The 25,915-nt window shown below is 37.1% G+C and carries 25 protein-coding genes and 1 tRNA gene; 21 read left to right on the forward strand and 5 right to left on the reverse strand.

Annotated elements, in window-relative coordinates; all coding sequences use genetic code 11:
* Positions 1–4: 4 nt before the first annotated feature.
* The 4 genes from H3T46_RS06760 (at position 5) to H3T46_RS06775 (ending at position 4,081) form a co-directional block, all read left to right on the forward strand.
* A complete protein-coding gene (locus H3T46_RS06760) occupies positions 5–1,150 on the forward strand; it encodes an ATP phosphoribosyltransferase regulatory subunit (protein WP_198198128.1) in 1,146 nt (381 codons plus the stop codon).
* A 73-nt stretch (positions 1,151–1,223) separates the two neighbouring features.
* Positions 1,224–2,513 carry an adenylosuccinate synthase gene (locus H3T46_RS06765; protein ID WP_198198125.1) on the forward strand — a complete coding sequence of 430 codons (1,290 nt, stop codon included), beginning with the start codon at positions 1,224–1,226 and terminating at the stop codon, positions 2,511–2,513.
* Between the two features lie 472 nt (positions 2,514–2,985).
* A complete protein-coding gene (locus H3T46_RS06770; protein ID WP_198198123.1) occupies positions 2,986–3,780 on the forward strand; it encodes an AzlC family ABC transporter permease in 795 nt (264 codons plus the stop codon).
* Positions 3,773–4,081 (forward strand): AzlD family protein, encoded by a 309-nt coding sequence (locus tag H3T46_RS06775; RefSeq protein ID WP_198198121.1) that lies wholly within the window; start codon positions 3,773–3,775, stop codon positions 4,079–4,081. Before H3T46_RS06770 ends, H3T46_RS06775 begins: the two co-directional genes overlap by 8 nt.
* Positions 4,082–4,116: 35 nt before the next feature.
* Here the strand turns inward: H3T46_RS06775 and rpoH are convergent, their stop codons facing one another.
* Both rpoH and H3T46_RS06785 read right to left on the reverse strand, forming a co-directional pair.
* A complete protein-coding gene (gene rpoH, locus H3T46_RS06780; RefSeq protein WP_122122994.1) occupies positions 4,117–5,025 on the reverse strand; it encodes an RNA polymerase sigma factor RpoH in 909 nt (302 codons plus the stop codon).
* 373 nt (positions 5,026–5,398) lie between these two features.
* Positions 5,399–6,388: an RluA family pseudouridine synthase gene (locus H3T46_RS06785; protein WP_198198119.1), complete on the reverse strand. Its 990-nt coding sequence runs from the start codon at positions 6,386–6,388 to the stop codon at positions 5,399–5,401.
* A gap of 21 nt (positions 6,389–6,409) precedes the next feature.
* On the opposite strand from H3T46_RS06785, the gene H3T46_RS06790 reads away from it, so the two are divergent.
* From H3T46_RS06790 to holA, 9 genes are all read left to right on the forward strand, one after another.
* Entirely contained in the window at positions 6,410–6,781 is a 372-nt protein-coding gene (locus H3T46_RS06790; RefSeq protein WP_155566354.1) for a hypothetical protein, read from the forward strand.
* A 223-nt stretch (positions 6,782–7,004) separates the two neighbouring features.
* A complete protein-coding gene (locus H3T46_RS08985) occupies positions 7,005–7,139 on the forward strand; it encodes a hypothetical protein (RefSeq protein ID WP_255412382.1) in 135 nt (44 codons plus the stop codon).
* Between the two features lie 188 nt (positions 7,140–7,327).
* A tRNA-Glu gene (locus H3T46_RS06795) sits at positions 7,328–7,403 on the forward strand.
* Positions 7,404–7,657: 254 nt separating this feature from the next.
* Positions 7,658–8,413 carry an aspartyl/asparaginyl beta-hydroxylase domain-containing protein gene (locus H3T46_RS06800; RefSeq protein ID WP_155566355.1) on the forward strand — a complete coding sequence of 252 codons (756 nt, stop codon included), beginning with the start codon at positions 7,658–7,660 and terminating at the stop codon, positions 8,411–8,413.
* A 156-nt stretch (positions 8,414–8,569) separates the two neighbouring features.
* Positions 8,570–9,814: a LarC family nickel insertion protein gene (locus H3T46_RS06805; RefSeq protein WP_198198117.1), complete on the forward strand. Its 1,245-nt coding sequence runs from the start codon at positions 8,570–8,572 to the stop codon at positions 9,812–9,814.
* Between the two features lie 153 nt (positions 9,815–9,967).
* Positions 9,968–10,462, forward strand: coding sequence for a DUF3576 domain-containing protein (locus H3T46_RS06810; RefSeq protein ID WP_198198115.1), 495 nt, complete (start codon positions 9,968–9,970; stop codon positions 10,460–10,462).
* A gap of 24 nt (positions 10,463–10,486) precedes the next feature.
* Positions 10,487–13,099: a leucine--tRNA ligase gene (gene leuS, locus H3T46_RS06815; RefSeq protein ID WP_198198113.1), complete on the forward strand. Its 2,613-nt coding sequence runs from the start codon at positions 10,487–10,489 to the stop codon at positions 13,097–13,099.
* A complete protein-coding gene (locus H3T46_RS06820) occupies positions 13,099–13,815 on the forward strand; it encodes a hypothetical protein (protein ID WP_198198111.1) in 717 nt (238 codons plus the stop codon). The genes leuS and H3T46_RS06820 overlap by 1 nt, the downstream gene beginning before the upstream one ends.
* Before the next feature lie 34 nt (positions 13,816–13,849).
* A complete protein-coding gene (gene holA, locus H3T46_RS06825) occupies positions 13,850–14,914 on the forward strand; it encodes a DNA polymerase III subunit delta (RefSeq protein WP_198193721.1) in 1,065 nt (354 codons plus the stop codon).
* 202 nt (positions 14,915–15,116) lie between these two features.
* On the opposite strand, the gene H3T46_RS06830 is transcribed toward holA, so the two are convergent.
* Complete coding sequence (locus tag H3T46_RS06830; RefSeq protein WP_232350056.1) at positions 15,117–15,311, reverse strand: hypothetical protein; 195 nt, start codon at positions 15,309–15,311, stop codon at positions 15,117–15,119.
* Between the two features lie 405 nt (positions 15,312–15,716).
* On the opposite strand from H3T46_RS06830, the gene H3T46_RS06835 reads away from it, so the two are divergent.
* On the forward strand, positions 15,717–16,208 hold the full coding sequence (locus H3T46_RS06835) for a YdcF family protein (protein ID WP_196424088.1): 492 nt from the start codon (positions 15,717–15,719) through the stop codon (positions 16,206–16,208).
* 30 nt (positions 16,209–16,238) lie between these two features.
* Here the strand turns inward: H3T46_RS06835 and H3T46_RS06840 are convergent, their stop codons facing one another.
* Positions 16,239–16,988 (reverse strand): helix-turn-helix transcriptional regulator, encoded by a 750-nt coding sequence (locus H3T46_RS06840; RefSeq protein ID WP_198198107.1) that lies wholly within the window; start codon positions 16,986–16,988, stop codon positions 16,239–16,241.
* A 163-nt stretch (positions 16,989–17,151) separates the two neighbouring features.
* Here H3T46_RS06840 and H3T46_RS06845 point away from each other — a divergent pair, with 163 nt between their 5' ends.
* The 7 genes from H3T46_RS06845 to H3T46_RS06875 all read left to right on the forward strand — a co-directional run bounded on the left by H3T46_RS06845 (position 17,152) and on the right by H3T46_RS06875 (position 24,551).
* A complete protein-coding gene (locus tag H3T46_RS06845; protein WP_110439398.1) occupies positions 17,152–17,421 on the forward strand; it encodes a hypothetical protein in 270 nt (89 codons plus the stop codon).
* Positions 17,422–17,754: 333 nt separating this feature from the next.
* Positions 17,755–19,485 (forward strand): ShlB/FhaC/HecB family hemolysin secretion/activation protein, encoded by a 1,731-nt coding sequence (locus H3T46_RS06850; protein WP_198198105.1) that lies wholly within the window; start codon positions 17,755–17,757, stop codon positions 19,483–19,485.
* 80 nt (positions 19,486–19,565) lie between these two features.
* Positions 19,566–20,477, forward strand: a complete 912-nt coding sequence (locus tag H3T46_RS06855) for an NrtR DNA-binding winged helix domain-containing protein (RefSeq protein WP_198198103.1) — start codon at positions 19,566–19,568, stop codon at positions 20,475–20,477.
* A gap of 66 nt (positions 20,478–20,543) precedes the next feature.
* Positions 20,544–21,512 carry a quinolinate synthase NadA gene (gene nadA, locus H3T46_RS06860; protein WP_198198102.1) on the forward strand — a complete coding sequence of 323 codons (969 nt, stop codon included), beginning with the start codon at positions 20,544–20,546 and terminating at the stop codon, positions 21,510–21,512.
* A complete protein-coding gene (locus H3T46_RS06865; protein ID WP_198198100.1) occupies positions 21,509–23,029 on the forward strand; it encodes an L-aspartate oxidase in 1,521 nt (506 codons plus the stop codon). The genes nadA and H3T46_RS06865 overlap by 4 nt, the downstream gene beginning before the upstream one ends.
* Positions 23,030–23,086: 57 nt before the next feature.
* Positions 23,087–23,938 (forward strand): carboxylating nicotinate-nucleotide diphosphorylase, encoded by an 852-nt coding sequence (nadC, locus tag H3T46_RS06870; protein WP_155580052.1) that lies wholly within the window; start codon positions 23,087–23,089, stop codon positions 23,936–23,938.
* Between the two features lie 28 nt (positions 23,939–23,966).
* On the forward strand, positions 23,967–24,551 hold the full coding sequence (locus tag H3T46_RS06875) for a DapH/DapD/GlmU-related protein (protein WP_232350029.1): 585 nt from the start codon (positions 23,967–23,969) through the stop codon (positions 24,549–24,551).
* Between the two features lie 82 nt (positions 24,552–24,633).
* Here the strand turns inward: H3T46_RS06875 and H3T46_RS06880 are convergent, their stop codons facing one another.
* Complete coding sequence (locus tag H3T46_RS06880) at positions 24,634–25,842, reverse strand: lytic transglycosylase domain-containing protein (RefSeq protein ID WP_155571634.1); 1,209 nt, start codon at positions 25,840–25,842, stop codon at positions 24,634–24,636.
* Between the last annotated feature and the right edge of the window lie 73 nt (positions 25,843–25,915).

Here is a 25,915-nt window from a genome sequence, read left to right on the forward strand (position 1 = left end):
ACATATGATTGATGATCTGGAAATAAGTAACGCATTGCTCCCCGTTGGTTTTTGCGATGTCTTGCCCTCTGATGCTGAGACAGAAGCGCATGGCTTGCAAAAAATGATGAATATTTTTGCTAATTACGGTTATGATCGGGTCAATCCACCTTTATTGGAATTCGAACAGAGTCTTCTTGCGCATGCGGGCAAAGGAATTGCAGAGCAAACTTTTCGGATAATGGATCCAGAAACACGTTATATGATGGGCTTGCGCGCAGACATTACACCTCAGATTGCCAGAATTGCTGCGACACGATTGATCAATTCACCACGTCCTTTGCGGTTGTCGTATGCCGGTCTCTGTATCTGGGTTAAAGGGGCAAGACATTCAGCAGCCCGTCAAATTTTACAGACTGGCATTGAATTAATTGGCATCGATAATGCACAGGCTGATGCCGAGGTGATTCTGGTGACTGCACAGGCATTGCAGGCGCTTGGGATTCAGGCCTTCAGTTTTGATTTAATGATGCCGCAGCTGGTACAGGCAATTATTTGCCCGGAAAATTTTACCTCTGCACAATTGGTTGCGTTAATGCGTGCATTGGATCGTAAAGATGTTGCCGCCGTAAAATATTATGGTGGGGATTATTCGGATATTTTGACAGCTATGTTGCAGGCGGCAGGACCTGCGGATCAGGCTATTGGCGCATTGCGAAAATTAGATTTTCCAGCAGAGGCCCAACGGTTGTTTGAACGGTTGTTGGCTTCTGTAAAAGCGGTGCGAAATCAAGATCCGGATATTGAATTGACTATTGATCCTGTTGAATTTAGAGGCTGGGATTATCATACAGGATTATGTATTTCCGTTTATGCTGATGGTATTAGTGGTGAAGTTGGTCGGGGTGGAAGATATCTTTCCAATAATCAGGAACCTGCTTGTGGTTTAACCCTTCGTCCAGATATTTTGTTGCAAAGAGCGGAAAGACCTTTGAGCAAATCAAGGGTTTTTGTTCCCTATGGTTGTCATAGAATTGAGGAGTTGGGCAAACTGCATGAAGAGGGATATGTTACGTTAATGAGTTGTGCGGTTGAAGGCGATCCTGAAGAAGAGGCTCATCATTTAAATTGTCAATATATATACAAAAAAGGGAAATTGTTTCCTTTGTAATTGGTGTAAGCGCTTTAATCATTTAATATTTGTGTAATTTTATAAATAAGGTTGTTTAGATAAGGAAGTCTATATGTCCAGTGTTACCATTGTCGGTTCCCAATGGGGAGATGAGGGAAAAGGAAAGATTGTTGATTGGCTGGCCAGTCAGGCAGATGTTGTAGTAAGATTTCAGGGCGGACATAACGCTGGACATACCCTGGTTATTGATGGAAAAAGTTATAAATTATCATTATTGCCTTCCGGTGTAGTCAGGCAAAAAATTAGTATTATTGGCAATGGGGTTGTTGTTGATCCACAGGCCCTGTTAAATGAGATTGCCAGGTTTAAAGATCAGAATATCGAAATTACTCCAGATATTTTAAAAGTAGCCGAGAATTGCCCTTTGATTTTGCCTTCTCATGTGGCCTTGGATCAGGCTCGTGAAAAAGCACGTGGAGAACATAAAATTGGAACAACCGGTCGAGGTATCGGACCCGCTTATGAAGATAAGGTGGCGCGTCGTGCCATTCGCTTGTGTGATTTGACAGAACCGGAAACGCTAGATTGGCGTTTGGATGAGTTGTTGGCTCATCATAATGCCTTATTGGTATCATTGGGTGAAAAAACATTTTCAAAAGATGAAATTCTATCCTATCTCAATACTATTGCTGTAAAGGTTTTACCTTTTATGGCACCCGTTTCAGAATTAATGGCAAGTTATATTAAGGATAATAAATTTGTGCTATTTGAAGGGGCACAGGCCATAATGTTGGATGTAGATCATGGAACTTATCCTTTTGTAACCAGTTCAAATACTGTGCCTGCTCAAACGGGGATTGGTAGCGGTACAGGTCCACGGACAGGCGGATACATACTTGGAATTGCCAAGGCCTATACGACAAGAGTTGGTGCAGGGCCATTTCCAACCGAGCTATTTGATAAAACTGGAAAATATTTAGGTGAAAAAGGTTATGAGTTCGGTACGGTAACAGGACGGCCAAGACGCTGTGGATGGTTCGATGCTGTACTGGTACGTCGTGCAGTTCAAGTTGGTGGATTGGATGGTTTGGCCTTGATGAAACTAGATGTTCTGGACGGCTTAAAAGAGGTCAAAATTTGTGTCGGGTATCAATTGGACGGTCAGAATATAGAGCGTTTTCCATATACTTTGGAAGCGCAAAAAAGATTGAAACCTATTTATGAAACGATGTCAGGATGGAATGAAAAGACCTCTGGTATTCGGTCAAAGGAAGAATTGCCGGCAGCAGCAAGAAATTATATTGAACGTATTGAAGCATTGACAGGGGTTAAGGTTGCTGTCATTTCAACCAGTCCTGAACGTGAAGATACAATATTATCCGAGAATTTTTTGCCAAACTAATTTTAAGATAATTTATTGTCTTTTTGTGACCCCTGACAAGGGGTCTTTTATAATTCTCATTTTACGTTTCTTAATTCGTTCTATAAATATTTATTTGTGAATAAAAGATTTTTATTAAGAAAATTTTAATGAATTTCATTCAAAAAAAGATTTGAAAATTAATATTTATATGAAAAAGAAACAAAAATCACCTTTTAATATATGTTCAAGAAATGATTTAAGGATATATTATAGATAATTTTATTTTATTGCTTAAATATAATGATCGAAAAGATAGATTGTAACTAAGAATCATTTGAAACAAATTTATCTGGTCGTAAAATTGATAACAGTATGTTCTAAATTTTTTGTCTTTTGAAATTTGTTGTAGATTTAATATACTCCAAAAGAAAAATTTTTAAAAAAAACTGTTTTATTAACAGCTTAATAGATAATTATCAAATATTATTTTAACCAATTCAATGTGATGCACATGGTTATCCAAATATTCAATAAAAAAAATAACGGGTTAACATCTGATTCCAATAAAGAAAAACGTGTAGGATCAAATATACGCAGGGAAATTCTGAGAGCTTTAAAGACAGCTTTTCCTTTAATGTTAAGTGTCATTCCTTTTGGTCTGTTATTGGGGGCGCAGGCAAAGATACATGGATTGTCAACGCTTGAGCTCTGGTTAATGTGCAGTTTAAATTTTGCTGGCGGATCTGAATTTGTCGCGATTAATTTATGGCAAAAAACACCGCCATTATTATTGATTGTTGCGATGACCTTACTGGTGAATTGCCGTCATATTTTAATGGGCGCCACCATGATACAGTTTTGCAAGCATTTTTCATTAAAAAGGATTTTACCATCTTTTTTCTTTTTATGTGATGAATGTTGGGCATTGTCATTGCAGGACTGTTATCACAGGTTAAAAAAAGTCATTAGTCCATCTTTTAGCTATATATTTTATATGACTGTAGGAGTTTCTTTGTATCTTGTCTGGGTTACAAGTGCCGTGATAGGAATTTTATTGGGGCCTTTATTTGGTAATCTTTTGCATTATGGATTTGATATGGCGTTTGCAGCCATATTCATTGTTTTACTTCGTGGTATGTGGCTGGGATGGCGAAAAGGCATTATCTGGGCAAGTAGCCTTATAACTGCCTGTATAGTGTATATGTTTGTACCTGGGGAATGGTATATTATTGCGGGTACTTTGACCGGAATAATATTTGTCTTTCTGGTTCCCAATCACATGCTGCAGGTATCAAAAAATGTTTAGTACCTACATTAATGAACACGCTTTTCTGACGATTATATTCATGGGGATGGTAACATATCTGACACGAATTGGTGGATACCTTGTTTTTAGTAAATATGATCATCCCCGATTAAAGAACATATTGGAAATTGTTCCTGGATGCGTAATGATTTCCTTGATCGCACCTTATTTTGTTACAGGACGGATGGCAGATATGATTGCATTAATCTTTACGGTAACGGCGGCTATTCGATGCTCTTTTTTGGTTACACTGATTATCGCGATAGGATCAGCTGGATTATTACGATATCTTCTAGATTAAATACGCCATAATCCAGCTTGTTGTGTTTTATATTTTTAGGCAATAGCTACCTGGTTTATTGAGTTTTTAAATCCAATATCTGAACCATGTGCTTTTTGAATAATTTCTTGCAATTTTTCAAAAGCACGGGTTTCAATCTGACGGATACGTTCTCTGGAAATTTTATAGACTTTTGAAAGTTCTTCCAAAGTTGCAGGTTTATCTTTTAACCTACGCTCCGTTAATATTTCACGTTCTCTGGGTTTTAAGCCTTCCATCGCTTTTTGTAGAATATTATGACGTTGGGATAGTTCTTCACGTTCGGCATAGCTCTCTTCCTGGTTAATGGCGTCATCAACCAGCATATTCTGCCATTCGTTATAATCACTGTCGTTTCCCATAGGGGTATTTAGGCTGTGATCTTGAGCGCTTAACCGTTGATTCATACTTTGAATCTCGGATGTAGTTACCCCAAGTTTCTCCGAGATTGTTTCCAATTGTTCCGGGGTTAGGTCAGTGTCACTAAAGGCCTTAATCTGGCTTTTAACGCGACGTAAATTGAAAAAAAGCTTTTTTTGAGCAGCGGTTGTCCCTATTTTAACCAAAGACCAGTTGTGAAGAATATATTCCTGAATGGCCGCTTTAATCCACCAAATTGCATAGGTTGTAAACCGGAACCCACGGTCTGGATTAAAACGTTGGATGGCTTGAAGCATACCTATATTTCCCTCACTTATCAATTCATTCAGGGGCAAGGCATAGCGTTTGTATGTTGTGGCTATTTTAACGACTAATCTTAAATGTGCGTTGATCAATTTATGTGCAGCCTGTATATTTCCCTCCTCTTTCCACTGTTTCGCATAGGTGAATTCCTCTTCAGCTGTTAAGAGGGGAAATTTGCGGATATTCTGGATATATTGTGTAATGTTGTTTTCTGGCGTGATATCTAACATTGAAGGAACCATTGATTTGTACCTTTATGATGTTATGGTCTGCGTAAAACAGAACACATGTCTTGTTGATCTTTATTGTATTTTTAATTAATGCAGTTGACCCACATTTATATTTTATGAAGTTTGTTTTGTTTACGAACATTGTTATATCAGACTAATTTAGTCCTGTCAAAAAAAATAACATAAAAATAAAGTATATTTTCATCGATAAATTCGATTATAGGTAATAAAAATTGAACTGGTTAATATTTATAGAGTTTGAAACATGTATTTTACAAAATTTTAATCTTTATAATTAATAATTTATTAATAAATTTTTAACAAGTTATTTTTTTCTTTGCAAGAGTGTTTATTTCGAATCGAAAAATAAGGATTTATTATATCTTTATTTTTCCGTAGTTATTTTCTTTATTAAACGTTCCATATCCTGGGGCAATGATGTTTCAAATTCATGATATTTATTGCTTATGGGATGATTAAATCCTAAAAGTGTCGCATGCAGGGCCTGTCTGGGAAAATCAAGAAGTTCATTTCTTTGATCTATGGGTAAGATTTTTGCAATGGCGGGAATCCGCTTAAGATATACGGGATCACCTATTAAGGGGTGACCTTGTTTCGATAAATGCACACGAATCTGGTGAGTGCGTCCTGTATCAAGTTTACACTGAATAAAGCTTACAGCTGGATTTATTATTTTTTGAATTTTATAATTTGTTTTGGCATATTTCCCACCTTTTTTGACAATTGTCATTTTTTTACGATCATAGGGATCACGACCAATATTTCCCTCAATAGACCCTAGACTGGGGTTTGGTATTCCCCAACAGATGGCATGATATAACCGGTTTATGGTTCGATCTGCAAAATCAGCGGATAGTTTGCTTAAGGCTTGTTCAGATTTTGCGACAACCATTACTCCAGAAGTGTCTTTGTCCAGTCGATGAATGATTCCGGGACGTTTTTCTCCTCCTATTCCCGACAGGCTGTCTCCACAATGCGCCAAAAGAGCATTGACCAAGGTACCATTTTCATTTCCCGGGGCTGGATGTACAACTAATCCAGCCGGTTTATTGATTACGATAATATGATTGTCTTCAAATAGAATTTCTAGGGGAATGTCCTGAGGTATTAATGAATACTCTTTTACTTCAGGGATTTGCAATTCAATTTTATCATTTGTTTTAATGGGAGTTGATGGATTTTTAATAGGGACATGATTGCGTTTACAATGTCCTTGTTCAATGAGTGCCTTAATTCTTGATCGTGAATAATTTTGATAGGTTTTGCTTAAAAATCGATCAAGTCTTAAATTATTGTATTTTTCTTGAACTGAAGTTACAAGCAAAGTTGAGTCGATCGTGTTTGAACCATTCATACAGAAAGTACCTTAATGTCAATGAATATATCCCTTGAAAACAAAGATTCTTTATCACGAAAAAATAAAGGATTGTTAGCTTTAGTTGTATTTTTGGGAATTCTGATAATAATAGCCACAACGATACTGGTTTTCGCAATTATCAGTCGTATAGCTCATAAAAAAAACGATTCTGTCATGATTTATGAAAATTCACTAAAAATTACACGTCCAATCAGTGTATTGCAAGAACCTAAAGGGACACGGATAGAAAATGTCACACGTCAGTCTGACAGGATGGTATTGATAACATTGAGAGGTGGAGGGCCTGATCGTTTGATTTTCTGGGACATTGATCAACAAAAAAAGGTGGCGGAAGTTAAAATTATCGATTCGGAGATTGATGATAAATAGTTTGTTAATTGAAAAAGAATTTTTATGAAACACCTTGCAAATATTCGGATTTATAATATGAATAGTTATTTCAATTATCAAATAAAAAAACAAGAAATAATATATGTATGGATTTTTATACTTTGTTTTACTTTATAAAAAATATAATATTTTGATATTTTAATGACAATTGAGAAAAATAGTATATAATTGAATTATAACAATCATTTAAAGGAGAATTGTTATGAGTAAACATGAAGTATCAAAAAAAGAAGCTCACAAAGCTGCCGAAACGCTAAGGGATCCTAAAGCTAGTAAATGTGATAAATCCGAAGCAGGTTCTGAATTATCAAAGAAAAAAAATCAAGGTAAAAAATAGATAACTAGATAATTAATCCAATTTATTTTGATTTTTATATGCTAAACTCAAATAACGATTGTAGGTCTTTGAAAATGGACTATTTAACAGTCGTTATTTTTTTGTGATTAATTTGGATTTTTTGGTGAGTTTTAGTTGCTTTTTAGGGCAGGATGACGTAGATAAAAGAAAAATATAGAAGGTTTCTGGTCCCGTTCGTCTAGAGGCCTAGGACACTGCCCTCTCACGGCAGCAACACGGGTTCAAATCCCGTACGGGACACCAAAAGAGAATATCAATCTGGCAATATGTTAAAATAATTATTGTTGTAAGATTATATAGATATTAAAAAAAGTACTAGAAGATTTGCTTCAAAAATAATTGAAAATATTTTTAATACGAAATTATCTGTTTTGTTTAAATAAAATCTTTTTTCGCATTATAATATAAAAACAGTTTTTTCATATTGTGAAATGGAAAAATATTAGATTACTGAAAATAATTTTTGTAATAGATCCATATAATATTTTGGTAAAATTATGCAAAAAAAAATTATAAAGCCTAAAAGACCTTTTATAATCAAAATGGGGAAAAAACTTCGTCCTTATTTTAATAAAGTGCTTTCCCGTTATTCAGAAATTCCGGATCAACCTGTATATGATATTTCGGTTCTACCGTGGATATCTGTAATCGAAGCTAATGCAGATATAATTCGTAAAGAATGGGAACAGCTTGTTCAGAAGTATCAAAATGAATCTGTTAACGCCCCCTCACTGCGAGATATATCTCCTGACCATGCTAGAATTGCCGCGGATAAACGTTGGAAATCCTTTTTTTTGCAGGGTTACGGGTTACGGGTGATTGAAAACTGTAAGTTAATGCCTAAAACAGCAGCTTTGATAGATAAGATCCCGAATTTAAATTCAGCGTTTTTTTCTATTCTTGAACCGGGTGCCGTTATCCCCCCGCATTATGGTGTGACCAAAGGTTTGCTTACGTGTCATCTTGGGGTCGCTGTGCCGATAGATCAAAAAAATTGCTGGATTGATGTTGATACGCAACGTTTATACTGGATCCAGGATAAATGCATTCTTTTCGATGATACCTATAGACATAGTGTTGAAAATGATACAAATCAAACTCGGGTTGTTTTATTATTTCAGGTTCTAAGGCCGGAAAGAGGATTTGGTAAGGTTGTTCAAGATCTGTTTATGATGGCGATCCGTCGTTCTGCTTTTGTTAAAGAAGCCTATGATAATTTTATGAAAATCAATAAACAACAAATATTACATTAGTTATTGATTGAGGTATTTGATTTTTTATTAATGTTCAAATGCTTTAATCAATGAAATGGGGTTGCAGAAAGGATTATTGAATAATAAGTGAATTGTTATAATTTTTAATTAGGTTATAAATTATTACTGTAAATATTCTGGAGAAAGTGTAGATTTGTGAGAATCGGTTTTTTAGACTGTTTTGCTGGTATGAGTAGCAGCCGATTTATAGGGGCTTTGGCAAGTGCCGGTGTTCCTGAACAAATTTTACAAGATGCAGTTGACGCCCTTGATATAGGCGCACGTCTAGAATTAATGCATGTCAAGCGAAGCAATATTGCAACGATCAAAGCCTATATTAGTTTTGACATTTCAGAAAATGGCTTGAATTTTTCTCATGATTTCTTGCGTTCTTTTCAAGATGAAAAAGTCAATAATAAACAGTTGCTGGGAACAATTCAGGCCTTGATTTCCAATGCGTCCCTACCTGTAAAAGCGAAAAAGCTTATTTTGGAAACTTTTCAGAATTTGGCTGAAGCACAAGCCAAAATCTCAGGTCTGCCAATCGAAGAAATCAGTTTTCATGAGATTAAAGCGCTGAACACGATTGTTGGAGTAACAGTTTGTTGCGTTGCATGTGTCTGGCTGAAGATAGATCAATGGTATGTTTCCCCTTTGAATGTAGGATCGGGAATCAAAAAAGATTCCAAGGGATTTTTACCTATTCCAACCCCTGTAACGCTTGAGCTTTTGGGAAATGAGGTTCTTATTTATGCCTTGGGGCCACAAAAGGAATTGTTAACCCCAACCTGTGCCGCATTGTTGAAAGCGTTAAAGACCAGTTATCAGCCTTGCCCTCCAATCTTGATTTCTCGTATAGGGTATGGAGGGGGAAGAATGGAATATGATAATCTTCCAAATTTTTTAAGACTATGTGTGGGAACCACAACAAAAGGAAAAAATACACAATCAGTTATTGGGGAAATTGTTATTGTAGAGGCAGAATTTGCCAAATCATCGCAAGATGCATTAATTGAATTACAAACTCATCTTTATGCGAATGGGGCAAAATTTGTCTATACTGTGCCAATTTATTCAGTCTTTAATCAAATGACCGATAAGGTTGTTATTTTCTGTCTCCCGGAACATGCCGATGAGATGCGTCGTTTCTTATTTCAAAGATTAAAAACAGCATATGTGCATTGGCGTATTGAGAAATATGAAAATTTGATTCATTATGATGAAAACATTAATACCCCATGGGGAAAAATAAAAGTTATTGTAGGACAACTGTTAAACAATCAAATTGTTTCGGTTGTTCCTGATAAAACAACATGCCGCTCTATTGCCAAAGCACATGATTTATCAACAGTTGAAATTGAGGAAACGGTTAAACGGTTGTTTTTTTCCGGGAAAAGTTGATTGAAATTATGAATAAAGATTTAAAAAACGTATAAAAATCTGTATAAGAAAACCTATTATTATTGTAATATTTCCGTTTTATTGATGTACAAAAGGCAAAATGCGAATAGGAATAAATTCACAAGCTGCCTTAATAATCATTGGAGAGGCTACATGACGAAGAATTTAATGGCTTCATTCTCTTTTTCCCGTTCTTTGGTAATGGTCAGTGCTTTAAGTCTGGGGCTTGTAGCTTGTTCCAGTCATAAAAAAGAACGGGATCTGATTTTGCCCGAAAACCATCTTGTTGGTGTGGATCGTTCAGCCACAGGTGGGGATGATAGTCTGGCAGGTGGTGTTAACGCTTATTTATGGCGTGCGGCATTGGATACGTTGGCTTTTATGCCCATGCTTTCAGCTGATGCTGTGGGGGGAAGCATTATAACGGATTGGTATCAGCCTGTTCCATCCAATCCTGAAAGATTTCAAGTTGTTTGCACTGTACTTGACCGACGGTTGAGATCGGATTCGATCAGTGTTGTTGTTCATCGTCAGATAAAGGAAAACGGACAGTGGGTCGATGCGCCTGTAACCTCTCATACAGCTTCAGATCTTACCAGTAAAATTCAGGTGCGCGCACGTCAGTTGCGTGCTGATAAACTTAAGTAAATTTAATATATTTGATAGACTAACATGAATAATTCCACTCCATCATCGTATGATTTTCAACGTGTAGAATTTTATTGGCAACAGCAATGGGCAAAACGTCATTTGTTTGATGTACCCAATGTCCCTAATTCTGAATTGCCAAAATATTATGTCTTGGAAATGTTTCCATATCCATCCGGACAGTTGCATATGGGGCATGTAAGAAATTATACATTGGGGGATGTTGTCGCTCGATACAAGCGGGCAAGAGGCTATAGCGTATTACATCCTATGGGATGGGATGCTTTTGGTCTTCCAGCTGAAAATGCTGCCAAAAGTCATGGTGTTTCTCCTGTTAAATGGACTATGGAAAATATTGCCGCCATGCGGGAAGAACTCAAAAGATTGGGATTCTCCCTAAACTGGGACAGAGAATTTGCTACGTGTCAGCCCGAATATTATGGTCAGCAACAAAAATTGTTTTTAAGCTTGCTGGAAGAAGGCCTGGTTGAGCGTCGCGAAAGTTGGGTGAATTGGGATCCTGTTGATCAAACTGTGTTGGCTAACGAACAGGTAATTGATGGCAAGGGATGGCGTTCTGGAGCTCCAATTGTAAAAAAACAGCTTTTCCAGTGGTTTTTGAAAATTACGGATTTTGCACAGCCTTTATTAGATGGATTGAATACACTAAATGACTGGCCTGATCGTGTGAAAGCGATGCAAGAGCGGTGGCTAGGAAGATCCGAAGGGGCAAAAGTGCGTTTTGAGGTTCTGAATTTGCCAGCAGATTTTGAATCTAGTTTGAACGTTTTGGAAATATTTACAACCCGTCCGGATACCCTGTTTGGTATGGCATTCGTTGCTATTTCACCTGATCACCCGATGGCGGCTAAATTGGCAAAGACAAATCGCGGAGTGGCTGATTTCATAGCCGAATGTCATCAGTTGGGCACTTCAGAAGAGGCGATTGAGAAAGCTGAAAAAAGAGGGGTCGATACTGGCCTGAAAATTCGGCACCCTTTTATGCCTGATCAGGAATTTCCAATCTGGATTGCCAATTTCGTATTGATGGACTATGGAACGGGTGCAATATTTGCCTGTCCCTGTGGTGATCAGCGGGATTTGGATTTTGCACGCAAATATAAAATTGATTTCAAGACAGTTGTTGTTCCGAAAGGAGAAACCTCTGAAACTTTTAAGGTTACCGAGACTGCATATACAGATCAGGGAATTGCTGTAAATTCTGAATTCTTGGATGGATTGCCAACAGTCAAGGCCAAGGATGTGGCAATAGCGGAATTGGAAAAATTGGGCATTGGTGAAAAAGTGGTAAACTGGCGTTTAAGGGATTGGGGCATTTCCCGTCAGCGTTATTGGGGCTGTCCAATACCTGTTATTCATTGTCCAAAATGCGGAATAGTCCCTGTTCCAGAAGATCAGTTGCCGGTTCAGTTACCAGAGGATGTTGATTTCTCTTTATCCGGAAATCCATTGGATAATCATCCAAGCTGGAAACATGTTGAATGTCCCCATTGTCATGGAGCTGCCCAGAGAGAAACTGATACATGCGATACATTTGTAGATAGTTCCTGGTATTTTGCACGATTTACAGCACCTCATGCCGAAACCCCGACAGAAAAGGAGGCTGTTCATCGTTGGATGCCGGTAGATCAGTATATTGGCGGAATTGAGCATGCGATATTACATTTGCTATATGCGCGTTTCTTTACACGAGCCATGAAACAAATGGGATATGTGAGTGTTGATGAGCCTTTTAAAGCTTTATTTACTCAGGGTATGGTGATGCATGAAAGTTATCAAGATGCACAAGGCGAGTGGATTTTTCCTGACCAAGTAAAAAAAACAGGGAATAAAGCTGTTTTACGTGATACCGGCAAAACTGTTAAGATTGGCCGTGTTGAAAAAATGTCAAAGTCCAAGAAAAACACGATTCCACCATCTGCAATTATTGAACGTTTTGGTGCTGATACGGCACGTTGGTTCATATTGTCAGATAATCCTCCCGAAAGGGACATGGAATGGACAGAGGAAGGGGTAATGGCCACTTCCCGTTACCTGCAACGTTTATACCGTTTGGTTTTAACGGTATCACAACAGGTTCCAGTGCTGGTTGTTTTACCTGATACATTTTCGGAAAATGCGGATCAATTGCGACGCTTGACCCACCGCACCATTGTTGCGGTAACAGAATCATTGGATAATTTTGCTATGAATGTTGCGATTGCAAGATTGCGCGAATTAACCAATGCTCTGGCTGATGCAGAAAAAAAATCGGGTGAACCGGGAATGGATTTTGCCCGTCGTGAAGCTGCCATGATGTTAAGTCGACTTTCCAGTCCGTTAATTCCGCATATGGCGGAAGAAATGATGTCTCATCTTTTTGAAGATCACAAATTGTTGGCTGAAAGTGAATGGCCTAAAGCGGATGAAGCTTTGTTAACCGCGACAAAAGTGGTTATTGCTGTGCAAATAAAGGGCAAGTTACGGGGAACGATTGAGGTTGCTCCGGATATGGAAAAAGAAAAGATAATCCAATTGGCACAGCGGGAGAAAACAGTTTCTAAATTTTTGGAAGGAAAAACGGTTTTAAAGACAATTTATGTGCCTAATAAAATCGTTAATTTTGTGGTAAACTGATGAAATCATTAACTATATTCCTTAAAAAATCCAGTGTTCCCTTGGGGTTTGCAATTTTATTGGCAGGATGTGGTTTTCATCCTGTCTATAAAAAAACGGCTACATTGGATACCAATAAGGAATTGAAAAAAGTTTATATTCCTGTTTTGAATGATCGTTTTGGTCAGCAAATTCGGCAGTTTTTACAACAGAATATGGCAGGGGATGGGCCTGAAGATCCCAAAATATATGAGTTGGATGTAACCCCGTCTTTAAGTGAAGAAGCGATTGATATTCATTATGACAATTCTTCGGGTCGGGCAAGAATGACCGGGAATGCGCATTGGATATTGAAAACCATATCTGTTAATCCAGTCATTTTGGCACAGGGTGATGCGCAGACAATGGATGGTTATAATATTACTTTTGAACAATATTTTGCTCAGACGTTGAATGACGAAACCGCGCAAACTCGTGTTGCTCAGAATTTGGCGAATGAAGTTACACAACAAGTTGCTGTCTGGTTCAGGCATAATGATTCTTTTCAAGAAACAAGTAAAGTTCCAAATACACCCAAGGCGCAGTATATGTTACCAAGCATGATGCCTGGAACAAGCGGAGCACAGACTCAATCAGCGGGAAGTGATGGAATGCCAGCAATGGCTACCGGTCGAAATACCATGATTCCTGTTGGAATGGATAACATGACAGAAGATGAAATGCCTTCAGATAAGTAATGGATAAAAGATGAAATAAGGGTATCAATATTTCATGAAAATCGATGCACGAAAAATTACAAGTATTTTTCAAGATATCAATCAATTTCGTGTATATCTGATTTATGGAGAAAATACAGGATTGGTACGAGAGCGTGCCAGCCGCTTGGTAAAAAAAATTGCCAATAGTTTGAACGATCCTTTTCTTGTCGCTGTTTTGGATAAGGAAAATCATGACCGTTTGGTTGAAGAGGCGACAGCCTTATCTTTGATGGGTGGGCAACGTGCTATATGGGTAAGAGATGCATCGGATAATTTAGCTAAAAAACTTGAAATTTTTTGCGCTTCTTATTTGAACAAAGAAAATTTATCCCATTTGGATTCAGTGATTGTTATTGAAGCGGGCAGTCTTTCCACTCGTTCTCCCTTGCGGATCTTGGCTGAAAAACATCCATTAATGGCGGCAATTGCGTGTTATGCAGAGACTGGGCGCTCACTGGAAGAAACTGTTCATTCACTATTGGGGAAAAAGAAAATTTCCCCGGATGCATTCCGATATTTATTGGCAATGTTAGGTGGAGATCGAATTCTTATTCGTAATGAGATAGAAAAACTATTACTTTTTGTTGGAGATGAGGCAGAAATTACAATTGAAGCTGTTGAACAGGTCTTGGGGGATAGTAATGAATATTCTGTAGAGGATATTTTATATGCGGTTATGACGGGGCAAACAATTGTTGCAGATCGTACGTTAAATCGGGGACTTAAGGAAGGGATTACCTTGATTGCGCTTATTCGTGGACTTTTATATTTAAATGATCGTATGATGCAGGTTAGAATCATGATGGAAGAAGATGGATTGTCCCTGAAATCTGCAATGGGAAAATTAAATCCACCAATTTTTTTCAAGCGTGCCAATGATTTTCAAAGGGCAATGACCTATTGGAATAAAGAACGATTATTGGATCTTGCCAGACAAGTTCAGTATCTGGAACTTTTAAGCAAGCAAACTGCTGTGCCGGGTGAAACATTATGTCGACAGTTTATGTTGATGATTGCCCAGATGGTTAAGGATAAAAAAATGGTAATGAATTTAAAGGAACTCTTTTCAAATTTATAAAGACAGGGTAAAAGAGGCATAGTGTCTGCGTAGCTCAGCAGGATAGAGCACAGGATTCCTAAATATTGGGCATCTTATTTGGAAACAGTAAGATGAATCCACTCTAATTCGGGGAACGCTTCGATCAAGAACGATCATGCCAATCCCGAGCCAAGTCTGTTTTGAATTTAACAGAAAGGTGTAGAGACTGTACGGGTGGTACCTACGGAAATATTTCTACGGTAAAGAGACAGTCCAGCTTACAAACATTGATTGTCAATTTCACAATCAATGGCGATGAAAATCGTGGTGAGATGAATCCTGGGGCCGTGGGTTCGAATCCCGCCGCGGACACCATTTGAATATGCCAGATGTTGCCAATTCCTGACAAATTCCTTGTTTTTCCTAAAAAATCCATATTTATCTATCATATTCTTGCCAGTTCATGACAGATTATGCGATAAAAAGTGGGTGCAAAAGTGGGTACAAATTCAAGGAAAGTGGGTACAAATTATCTTAACCGATTCAGAACGTTCAGTTGGATAGAATGGGAATTTATATCCTTGAATATTTTTTGGTTAAATAAAATTGGCAAGATTAGTTTAGTGATAATAATTATTTGATTGCCTAATGACAGCTGGTTATTATATTTTTAAAGGAATCTGTTCTTATCTGGATCAAAAAAGATTTTCTTAATATTTAAATGGAATTAACGTATAATGTAATAGTTTGAAATCAATAAATTTATATTATGCTGCTAAATTACAGAACGTTTTTAATAATCTTATTTTTTTACATAACTATAATAATAGCTATTGTTTTTTTGGGTAGTCGCAAAAAGATTGATAATGCTGATTTACTTGTGGTTTTTGGTACCAAAATTAATGAGGATGGTACTCCAAGTGCTGGATTGAAAGCACGTTTAGATGAGACGGTGTTTGTATATCGTAAACATGTGGCCTCTTTAATTTTTGTTAGCGGGGGATTGGGAAAAGAAGGATATAATGAGGCTAAGGTTATGGCCGATTACTTACTTACCCAGAATATACCCCGTGAAGCGGTTATTCTTGATGAAAAAGGGGTTAATACAAGAGCAACTGTCAGAAATGTGTCTGAATTATGCACCAAGCAACATTTTAAATCAGTTATTGCAATATCTCAGTATTATCATCTACCCAGAATACAACTGGCTTTTAAACAGGCTGGCATGCCATTGAAAGGTCAATCTGCTCCGCGTTATAATTCATGGCGGGATATTTTTTCTTTGAATAGAGAGATAGTAGCCTATTTGTTTTACTGGTTAAAATTAAAATAATTTTTGAAAATTGCGGGTAGGCAATAATGATCATCTGAAAATTTTTATAATAATTGCATTACATTTTTTCCAAACCGTTTTCGGAAGAGAAAAATTACAATAGAGCTTGTATTGCCTTACCGTCCATGATAACGCATCCTCGTGAATTAACTCTCCAATAGTGTAAATCATTAATCCATTTTCATAGCCAATAAAAATGCAGACATCATGTTCTTTTACTGTTTTCCGTGGATGAACAACAATTACATCGCCAACACGGAATAGGGGATACATAGCATGATTGCCGATTATAATTCCAAATGCATCTTTTTCAAGGTTAACCAGATGGGGTCGTGGAATATATTCTACAGGTGTATTTGTAATTAAGAAATAATTGTCAAGTTCCTTGATGGTGGCGAATATAGGAATGTCACTGTTTATTTTTTTCAAATAATTTGATGTCGATTTATGTTCATTTATGACATCATGAATATTTACCGTATTTATATCGCTATTGATATTTTCCTTGTGATTGTTGGAATGGGTCAATTCAAAGGCTCTTTTATTTTGATCTTTGTTAAGATCAGGATCCAGGTCAGCTATATTTACGCCCAATGCGCTGGCGATATATGGCAGATATTTGCTGCGTTTAATTCTGCCTTTTTCAATACTGTTAATTGTTTGCTGTTTACATCCTACAATATCAGCTAGGTTTTCTTGTGTATAGCTGTTTTTCAAACGATACAGTTCTACATTTTTACCTATAATATTTTTGTATCGTTTTTCATTATAATTGATCATAAAGATCAATTTATTTATTTTTCTCTAAAAATCTCTACTTTTTTTATTGTAAAAAACAATTTTATTTGTATTAATTACTATGTTTACTATTTAATGTTTTGTAATAATGATAATTATAAATATGTTAATAATTTAAATAAATATAATTATAAAAGGATATAAAATGACTGAAAAATTATTTTTAAAAAAAGTATGTATTGATTTTGACCCTTTCCAAAAAAATAACCGTTTGGCAATTGTTCCGTATATTGATGAGGATATTAACGAATTGCAAAAAGAGCTATGGATTGAATTAATGTTAGGATCCTCACCATTATATATTCATTTTAAAAATATATCTTTTTGTAATAATCAGGCTATTTATGAGGCTGATGCTTATACAAATAATCGTCCTAAGACACAGGTTTATTGTGCCTCAACGATTGGTGAATAAATTATAATATTCAAATAAACATTATTTGTATGTATGGCTGTTTTATATCAAAATCTTATACCATTTGTTGGTTGAAATAGTATATATAAAAGGTTTATTGAAAATTTATATATACTATTATTTTAATATAGTAATCTATTCTTTTTATTAAAGAATTATTAATTATAATAAACAAATAATTTATATTTTAATTTATTTTTTATTATTGATAATAATTATATTGAATATAATTTATTATTTATGTATTTCACTCTTATAATTATTGCCTCAATTAGTTTATTTACTTTTGTTAAATAATAATTAAATGCCTGAAATTATTGAGTGAATATTTTAATGAATAGACGATCGTTAGTTTTTAACGCTATATTGATCTATTGCTTAAGCTTTTTATGTTTACATAACAAGGCTTACGGTTTTGGTAATAACCAGTATTATAATTCATTGCAATATCAAGGATATCGTCAAAGGCAGGAATTAATGGATATGGAATTGCCTTTATCCAACGATATTTCTGTTAATCAGGGCGAGAAATTCAAGCCTCAGATCAAGGGTTGTGTAAAAATCAATAATATTGATATTGAAAATCCGTACAGTCTTTCAAAAGAAAAAATAGACCATATCATTAAAAAATGGAATCGTCGTTGTTTAACTGTTTCGGATATAAATACAATCCTAAATATTTTAAATCAGGCTTATCTTAAAACCAATTTTTTGACGACAAGGGCATACCTGCCACAGCAAGATTTATCTTCTGGTCATTTGCGTATTGTTATTATTGAAGGCAGGATTGAAAATTTCAATTTTACAGGAACTCCTGAACGATTTCATGAAATGACGGCTTTTCCATGGATTGCTGGTAATGTTTTGGATCTGAATGATTTGAAACAGGGACTGGATAACATGAATCGTTTACCTAATTGGAAAACCTCATTAAAAATCAATAAAGGTCATCAGGATAATACTTCTATTGTTGAGGTGAAAACTCCAAAAGCGGGTTTAATTCATGGCAAGGTGAGTACGGATAACAATGGGCAAAGCATTTCAGCCAGAACGATAGGTCGATCGAATTTTATTGTTACTGATCTTTTTGGTGTATTAGATATGTGGTCATTTGAATATGATCATTCGTTGAATGATCGACAGAGGTTGGGACATAACTCGTTTTTTTCCATGGAGGGTTCCGTTCCAATGGGTCCGTGGTTATTATGGTGTGGATGGTGGCGTTCAGATGATATGTATCATGATGGACTAAAAATCGCGCTGCATCGTGAAGATGTAACACAGAAGGATTTTCATGTTGGAATTTCCAGGGTTTTAACCAGGGATTTAATTGGTGTAACTTCTTTAATTATTTCCTATCAAACAAAATCCTTCATGAATTATAGAAATCATATTCGTGAAAATTATAAAAGTGCACGTTTGTCAATGCTAAATATAACTTTAAGTGAATATACCAAATTGTGGGATCGGGTATGGTATATTAACCTGGGAACTAAAATTGGATTAAATGGATTAATGACCAAGACCTGGATAAATAATTCAGGAAAATATGCACCACATACGCGATTTGTTAAATTTATCCTGGATATACAGGGAGATCAGCCTATAACAAAATCCCTGACTTGGCACACTTTTGTGCATGGTGAATATAGCGACAAAAGTCAATATGATAACGAGCAGATGCAGATTGGGGGACCATATACAGTAAGGGGATTTATACGTCAGAATTTGGCTGGTAATGCCGGTGTTTATATTCGGAACGATCTTTCTTGGACTTTACCAACGGATGATATGCATTGTGGAGATTATCAGGCTTTTTGCGATTTTTTTCTGGATAAGTCAGAGCTTTACGGTTCTTTGGATGCAGGAATGACACGAGCCGTCTATGCTACCCCTTATCATGTTGACAAGCCAAAAGTCGGTAATATCGGGAGTGGAGGAATAGGGCTAAGAAAAAAAGATGGAATTTTTATGTGGGATGCATCGGTGACGCATGCCTTTACCCCGTCTATTCTTGCGCCAGAAGGATGGATTGCTGGTTTTGCGTTTGGTATAAGCCTTTAAATTTTTTATAGATTAAGAATTTTCTTTAAAATATCATTGTTAAAGATGAATTTAACAAGATAAATGGATAAAGGAAATATATGTCTGCAGCCTTGACCCAGACCGAATTGATTGCTGTGTTGGTATCAATTATAGATTATATGCCTTATGTTATGACAATTCATAAGGGATCAACGCTTCCATCTGGTTCTTTTGAGCCGGGACATCAAAGTTTACAAGCTGGATTGCGCGCTTGGATTCATCAACAAACACGTTATCCCGTCGGTTTTTTGGAACAACTTTATACTTTTGCCGATCAAGACCGCATATACAATCAACCTCAAGTTCGAAGCATTTCGATTAGCTATCTTGGACTTGTGCGTCATCAAGATTTCAGTCTAAACGAAACGGAATGGCATGATTGGTATGAATATTTTCCATGGGAAAATGAGTTAAAACCAGCTGTAAAAAATATACGAGAAACAATGGTCGGGGCTTTATATGAATGGCAGAGCCGGAAAACGGAAGATACGGAACAAACAAAACGTCGTATTGAATTCTTATTTGGTCTGAATGGATATGCCTGGAATGAAGATCTTATTTTACAGCGCTATGAATTGTTATATGAGGCAGGCATGGTTCCGGAAGCAGGGAATAGATATCTAGAAAGGAAAGATTTTGCTGGTCAGGGTATGTTTGCTGATCATCGACGGATTTTAGCTACAGCAATTGCGCGGTTAAGGGCACAAATCAAATACAAGGCCCTGGTATTTGAACTAATGCCGACAGAATTCACTTTGTTGCAATTGCAAAAAACCATTGAACGTATCATAGGGCGTTCTTTGCACAAGTCTAATTTTAGGCGAATGATTGAACAACAGAATTTGATTGAGGAGACTGGTCACATTACTGACCAGTATCGTGGCAGACCAGCAAAACTTTTTAGGTACCAAAAGTCAATTGTTGATGCCAGAGCAATGTCCGGATCAAAATTGCCATTGGTAAGGAATTGACATTCTTTGTATTTTAGGGATAAAATGGCATATATATACTCAAGTTGAGTATAAAAGGAGAGTGACATGCGGCAGGGACTACCTGATTATTTAGAAAATAAACTGGGCAGAATTGCTGCTGCCCCGGAACGAATGAGCTTAACAAAAAAAATTCAACGTGTTAACCAGCTAAAAATAGAACGTAATGCGGTTATTCTGGCACATAATTATCAAATTCCAAAAATTTTTCATACGGTTGCTGATATCGTTGGGGATAGTCTTGCTTTGGCACGGGAGGCTGAAAAAATTGACGCGGATGTCATTGTTGTGGCAGGCGTACATTTTATGGCAGAAACGACAAAATTACTCAATCCTGACAAAACAGTTCTTATTCCCGACTTGAAGGCTGGTTGTTCTTTGGCTGAATCTATTACGGCAGAGAATGTCATGGGATTACGTAAGAAATATCCAGGTATTCCTATTATTACGTATGTGAACACTTCAGCGGCGGTTAAAGCGGCTTCGGATATTTGTTGTACATCCGGAAATGCCAAAAAGGTTGTTGAAGCGCTTGGAGTTCCGAGGGTCATCATGATTCCTGATGAGTATCTGGCAAAAAATGTTGCAAAACAAACCAACGTCGAGATTCTGACATGGACGGGGCATTGTGAAGTTCATGAAAGATTTACATCACGGGAAGTCAAGCAGTTGAAAGCTGAATATCCAGAGGCTGCAATTCTGGTGCATCCTGAATCCCCTCCTGAGGTGATTGAAGCGGCTGATTTTTCTGGATCTACGGCTAAGATGTCAGATTTCATCAAGCAAAAAAGATCTGATGAAGTGATTTTGCTGACTGAATGTTCAATGAGTGACAATCTGGCAGTAGTACATCCAGATATCAAATTTATTCGTGTATGTAATCTATGTCCTCATATGCAGCGTATCACATTGGATAATATTTTGACTTCGTTGGAAGAAAATAAATATGAAATCACGATTGATCCATCTATTGCTGATAAGGCACGCCTTTCCATCAAAAGGATGTTGGAAATATGAAAAACATTATGCAGTCACCTGTTGTCGTGATTGGCAGTGGATTGGCTGGATTAATGACGGCATTACAACTTGCGCCATTGCCGGTTTTGCTTTTGACGCAGGGAAAGATAGGACAGGAGACATCCAGTATTTATGCGCAAGGTGGAATTGCGGCGGCCAGTCATGAAGAGAAAGACAGCTCCGCGCATATAGAGGATACTTTAAGGGCTGGAGCGGGATTATGTGATCAAAAAGCTGTCGCCACCATATTGGACGATGGAAGAAAGGCAATTGAAGTATTGGAGAAAAATGGTGTTATTTTTGATCATGATCGCCATGGCAGGCCTAGGCTCGGGTTAGAGGGTGCACATAGTCATCGGAGAATTTTTCATATTGATGGAGACGCTTCCGGGCGGGGTATTATCAAAGCGTTGACAGAGGCGGTCTTGCGAACCCCCTCAATAACTGTAATGGAAAACACCATTGCGGTTCGTCTTCTAAAGGATAAAAATAAAATAAGGGGAGTAATAACCCAAATAGAAGGTCAATTCAGGTCAATCGTGACATCCACTATTGTGTTGGCCACCGGTGGTATTGGCGGGTTATTTGAGGAAAGTACAAATCCTCTGCAAAATTATGGTCAAGGTCTGATTTTGGCGGCTGATATTGGTGCTGTATTAGCTGATCTGGAATTTATTCAGTTTCATCCAACCGCACTTGATGCAAATATTTTTCCAAAGACTTTAATCAGCGAGGCGGTTCGTGGGGAAGGGGCTGTTTTGGTTAATAGTGATAACCAACGATTTCTGGCCAATACAGAAGGACAGGAATTGGCATCCCGTGATGTTGTGGCAAGAGCAATTTATCATCAGACTAGTCAGGGTAAAAAAGTTTATCTTGATGCCAGAAAGGCTTTAGGCAAAGGTTTCAAGACACGTTTTCCAACCATTGCACAGTTATGTCATCAAGTCGGTATTGACCCTTCAATGGATTTGATGCCTGTCAAACCCGTTGAACATTTTCATATGGGGGGCATTATGACAAATTTGAATGGAGAAACAACGGTAAAAGGTTTGTGGGCAGTGGGTGAGGTTGCTTCTACGGGTTTACATGGAGCAAATCGTTTGGCCAGTAATTCCCTGCTGGAAGCTACAGTTATGGCCATGCGGGCAGCCAAGGCAATTTTGGATAATCATCCTTCCATTCAAAGCAATGATAATGAGATAGGTGAAACTGGGATTGTGATTTCTGACCGTTTACCTATTGTAAAAAAGATAATGCAGAAAGATTTAAATATCATTCGAGATGAGGATACTTTGAGATCGGCAATTCGGCAGTTTCTTACCCTGGTTAATGAACATGATGATAAATATGTCCTTAATTCAGAACAAATTGCCCTGATGATAGCAGTGAGTGCGTTCTTGCGGAAAGAATCTCGAGGGGCACATTATCGACAGGATTATCCTGCTACGCTTGAAAAAGCCAATCGATCTTTCATCAGTTTTGATCAGGCATATCAGTATGCCAAGACATTGTGATGTTATTATATGAAATTAGTTTGTATATTATAGATTTATCAGAATATAGAGGTGACTATGACGATTCCAGCTTTGCCCCATATCCTAATTGAACCCATTATTCGCAATGCGTTATTGGAAGATCTAGGGTTGGCTGGGGATATAACCACTAATGCAGTTATTGATGAAAATCACCACTCCAAAGTGGCGATGGTTTCAAGAGAGACTGGTATATTGTCAGGAGTGGATATCGCTTCAATGGCTTTTACCTTAATTAATCCATTAGTTAATGTAGATTTAAAGAAAAAGGATGGAGATATATTAAAGCCGGGAGATGTGATAGCAATTATTGAAGGGTCATCCCGTGCAATTCTGACAGGTGAGAGAACTGCCTTGAATTTCATGAGCCATCTATCTGGAATTGCCTCGGTAACTCATAAGATTGTCAAATCTATTGAAGGAACCAAAACACAAGTTGTTTGTACGAGAAAAACAACACCAGGCTTACGCCTGATGGAAAAATATGCCGTGCGGTGTGGTGGTGGAATGAACCATCGTTTTGCCTTATATGATGCAGTTTTGATTAAAGACAATCATATTGCAATCGCGGGTGGAATACGTAAGACGCTTGAACAGGCTAAAAAAAATGCAGGGCATATGGTTAAAATTGAAATAGAAGTGGATACGCTGGATCAATTAAAAGAAGTCATGGCATTGGGTGTTGATGCCGTTTTGCTAGATAATATGGATCCTGAAACTTTAAAAGAGGCGGTTGCGATTGTTAATCAACGTGCCATCACAGAAGCTTCGGGGCGTATCAATCCCGATACGGCTCGGACAATTGCTGAAAGCGGTGTTGACTTGATTTCTGTAGGTTGGATAACCCATAGTGCACCTATTCTCGATATAGGACTTGATTTTATTTCGTGATAGATGAACTAACAAAGGCTTTTCAGTAATGGAAAAGGATCATTTTATGCAAATGGAGGAATTCATTACATACTGTCAGGCCGGACATTCCATTTCCACTAACGAAAAAGAATTGATGCAGCTGTTATACCAATGTGCCTTTGAAGCGCAAAAAATAATAATGGAATTAAACAATAGCTTTCATACGCAAAAAGAAATCGTTGATATTTTCAGTAGTCTGACAGGAAAAACTGTAGATTCATCTTTTGTTTGTTTTCCTCCTTTTTATACTGATTTCGGTAAAAACATTCATATTGGTAAAAATGTATTTTTTAATACAGGATGTTCTTTTCAGGATAGGGGAGGAATCTTTATTGGTGATCACAGTGCTATAGGCATGAATGTTACGATTGCCACATTAAATCATGGTTTGGATATAAGAGATCGTGGTACGACATATCCATCTCCTGTTAAGATTGGAAAACATGTTTGGATAGGCTCGAACGTCACAATTTTGCCTGGTGTTACTATTCATGATTTTTCAATAATCGGTGCCGGTGCTGTTGTAACTAAAAATGTACCCTCTAAAAGTGTTTATGCAGGTGTGCCGGCAAAATGGATAAAAAGTATATAGAAAGATATATATGATGCATCTACCGCCATTGACCATAAAATTATTGAACAAATTCAAAATAACTGAAAATTACAATTTTGTGTTATTGAACAGGAACACAATTCATTCTTTTTACTTTTAGCAAATTACAAGCCTGTAAGGCTGTTGCATAGCTTAATCCTCCTAATTTGGCTCGGTATAATGTTTTTCCGTTTTTCTGAACGGTTTCAATATTTGGATACGCCAGGACCAGTAAACTGGCGGCTTTTTGTTTTGCGATTGCAATTGCGTGATTAGCTAAATCTGCAGATGTAAAAGCTCCAACCTGAATATTCCAGTTACCTTTTGTTGATATATAATAATGTCTACTGCTAGGAGAGGTTCGAATAATAGAAGGGGCTTTGGGTTTTGTTGAATAATAAGCATTGGATGAGGTTGAATTGTTATGGACATTTGCATCATATGCAGGATGATAATTGGATGGAACAATCATGATTGGAGGTTCATTGGCATTGTCTGATGCAATTGCATGTTCATTATCTTTGACAATGAATTTTTTAAGTTCGTTTTTACTTTCAGAAGGCATAACCTGTGCTGTTGTAACCATTTGAACGGGGCTATAGGTTTTCGGTGAATAATAAGCCTCGAGTGGTAATGGGGTACGAGTATTTTTTTTGGCGTAAGGTCCGCCAAAAATTGCAAAAGGTCCACTCATAGGTACTGAATTCCCCAGATTGGGAGTGACGGAAATCATGTAGTTTTTGGTTGCCTTTGGCAATGCGGTTCCTCTTTTTAGATAGGCATCCAAAGTTCCAGGTCCACCATGGTAAGCTGCAACAAAGCCGGGAGCACCGTATTTATTATACAAGGTGCGGATATATCCCGTTCCAGCCATGATATTATCATGCGGATCATATACGTCATTTCCCAAATTATAGCGTTTTGCTAAATCTTTATAAGTTGTTGACTTGATTTGCATCAATCCCTTTGCTCCATGAGGTGAAGTGACTGGCCGTTTGTTATAATATTGATATCCTCTCGTTTCCTGTAAAATGATGGCCCGTATCCATTGATCAGGAACATTGAAACGTTGTGAGGATTGATTGATATATGGACCCCACGGATCAAGAGGGGGACCCGGAGGATTCCATTTTTTAGGATAGCCAGGCATGTAATTGCTATATCGTGAAGAAATGCCTCCTTTTCCATTATAAGAATGCTTTCCTCCACCACAGGCAGAGAGGCAAAGCAGGGAAAACAAAAGCAAAAATTGCATTGGAACATAAAAATTTTTGCAAATTGTTTCCTGCATGGTTTTTTGATTTCTTTGAAAAATACCGACTATAAAATTTAAGTTTCAGATGGTAACAGATATAATCATTTTT

Source organism: Commensalibacter sp. M0133, assembly GCF_016101485.1.
GTDB classification, from domain to species: domain Bacteria; phylum Pseudomonadota; class Alphaproteobacteria; order Acetobacterales; family Acetobacteraceae; genus Commensalibacter; species Commensalibacter melissae.